Genomic DNA, 1,708 nt, shown 5'->3' with positions numbered 1-1,708 from the left:
ATCTTTGTCAATCGCATAATTTGCAATTGCTAGTTTTCTCCATTCTGCTTTTAAAAAGCTCATTTATTTTTTGTTTTTTATATGCACCACAACGTTCAGGCTAAGCGGCGAACCCCAGCCCTCGGGGTGGGGTATGGTGCTTAGGCTTTGTTATAGATCAGTTTATTTCTGTTTTACAAATGTCCCATCATTCCATATTAATTCAATGGTTTGCCCAAGTTTATATTCTTCATATTCCTCAGGGAAAAATAATTCAATATATTGTGATTCAATAATTAAGTTTTTCCCTTTTTCCGGTAAGATGTAACCAAGGTCATAACTGTAAAATGACAGAATAATTTCATCAACATTTATTTCATCATTTATCATTTTATCAATGTCTATAAAATCCCTTATTGTTATAGTTGGTAGAACATTAAATTGTTCTTGATAAACCATTTTTGAATTATGGCGGATAAAAAACCTAATATTTTCATCGCATATAGGCCCACAACTTTGACTCCAATCAGCTATTAATTGTCCGCCATTTGATAAATTCCAAAAAACTACACTATTTATTCCTTCATATTTGCCTCCATAAGATAAAAATCCATTATTAGGTTGGTAATCGTATAAGAAAATATTTCTTTCTCCAATTTCTATTTCCGAATTATGATCGATTAAATAATTCTTAATCATTAATTCTTTGTCCTCTACAGAGATTTCATCATAATTTGATAATTGAAGAAATATATCCTTTAAGGTTTGACTATATGAATAATTAAAACTGATAATTACAAAAAATAAAAAAAATAGTCTCTTCATAGTTAAATTTCAATGATCTATAACGCCATGTGTAAAATGCGTTTTAATGAATTTTTAAATAGTGTTAACTTTATTTTTTTACTCTTATGGGAATTGTCACAATTGCCCTCACATCAAGTCCATTATGGTTTAGGGATTTAAACTTTTTTTGCTTTATTATTTCAATAATTTGATCATCTAATATATTGTGACAACCCTTTATCATCTGAATATTAGAAGACGAACCATCAACTTCAATAACAAATCCCAGGACTGCTAATGTACATAACTTAAGTATATCAGTAGAATTTTTAGCTTTTAGGCTGTCCATTATTGTTTTTTTGAGATCTACTATAAATTCCTTATTATAAAAAGTTGAATCTAATAAATAAATTGGGTACACTGGTGCTAATTGATTTCCTTCTGCATCTTGATATTTAACAATATCTATGAAATTATTGTCTTTATATAAATATGTAACTTGATTTCCCAATGGATCAAACTCTTCAAATTCTCCATCCCTAATTTCAGGATCTATTGATATAAGTTCACCAGAACCTTCATATCCATGTGATAATTTAATTAATGACCATTCCTTGTATTTATATCTATTTGATGATGAATCATAGTTATAATATCTTACAAAGAAAGCTGAATCTTTAGAAGCAACAATCCCGTCAATTCCAAAATAAACCGTATCGATAGATTGAGCAAAAGAATTTTGAGTCAATAGAACTAGTATGATTACAATTACTCTCATTAATTAAAGTTAACGTTCAATGTATGAGTTTGTGGCGGATTATCGTGCCGATTTCGCGTCCGATAGGACGGTGAAATCCAGCGAGAATCCGGCGCTTGAGCTGACTCTACAGCCGCCATAACTTTATACATGCTGTTGTGGTGTCGTTCTTATAGTATTTTTGTT

General features: G+C 30.1%; 2 protein-coding genes. Both read right to left on the bottom strand.

What is annotated here, in order from left to right; translation table 11 throughout:
- Positions 1 to 162 precede the first annotated feature (162 nt).
- Positions 163 to 804: a hypothetical protein gene (locus HH304_RS21060; RefSeq protein ID WP_169685276.1), complete on the bottom strand. Its 642-nt coding sequence runs from the start codon at positions 802 to 804 to the stop codon at positions 163 to 165.
- 70 nt (positions 805 to 874) lie between these two features.
- On the bottom strand, positions 875 to 1,543 hold the full coding sequence (locus HH304_RS21055; RefSeq protein WP_169685275.1) for an energy transducer TonB: 669 nt from the start codon (positions 1,541 to 1,543) through the stop codon (positions 875 to 877).
- Positions 1,544 to 1,708 lie beyond the last annotated feature (165 nt).

The sequence above is a fragment of the Marinigracilibium pacificum genome, from assembly GCF_012926615.1.
GTDB classification, from domain to species: Bacteria; Bacteroidota; Bacteroidia; order Cytophagales; family Cyclobacteriaceae; genus Mangrovivirga; species Mangrovivirga pacifica.
Note: the sequence above shows the minus strand (reverse complement) of the source record. Positions and strands in the feature narration are given on the sequence as shown.

Coding starts and splice junctions, on each gene's coding strand:
- HH304_RS21055 (WP_169685275.1), bottom strand. CDS start 1,543: ATGAGAGTAATTGTAATCATACTAGTTCTATTGACTCAAAATTCTTTT.
- HH304_RS21060 (WP_169685276.1), bottom strand. CDS start 804: ATGAAGAGACTATTTTTTTTATTTTTTGTAATTATCAGTTTTAATTAT.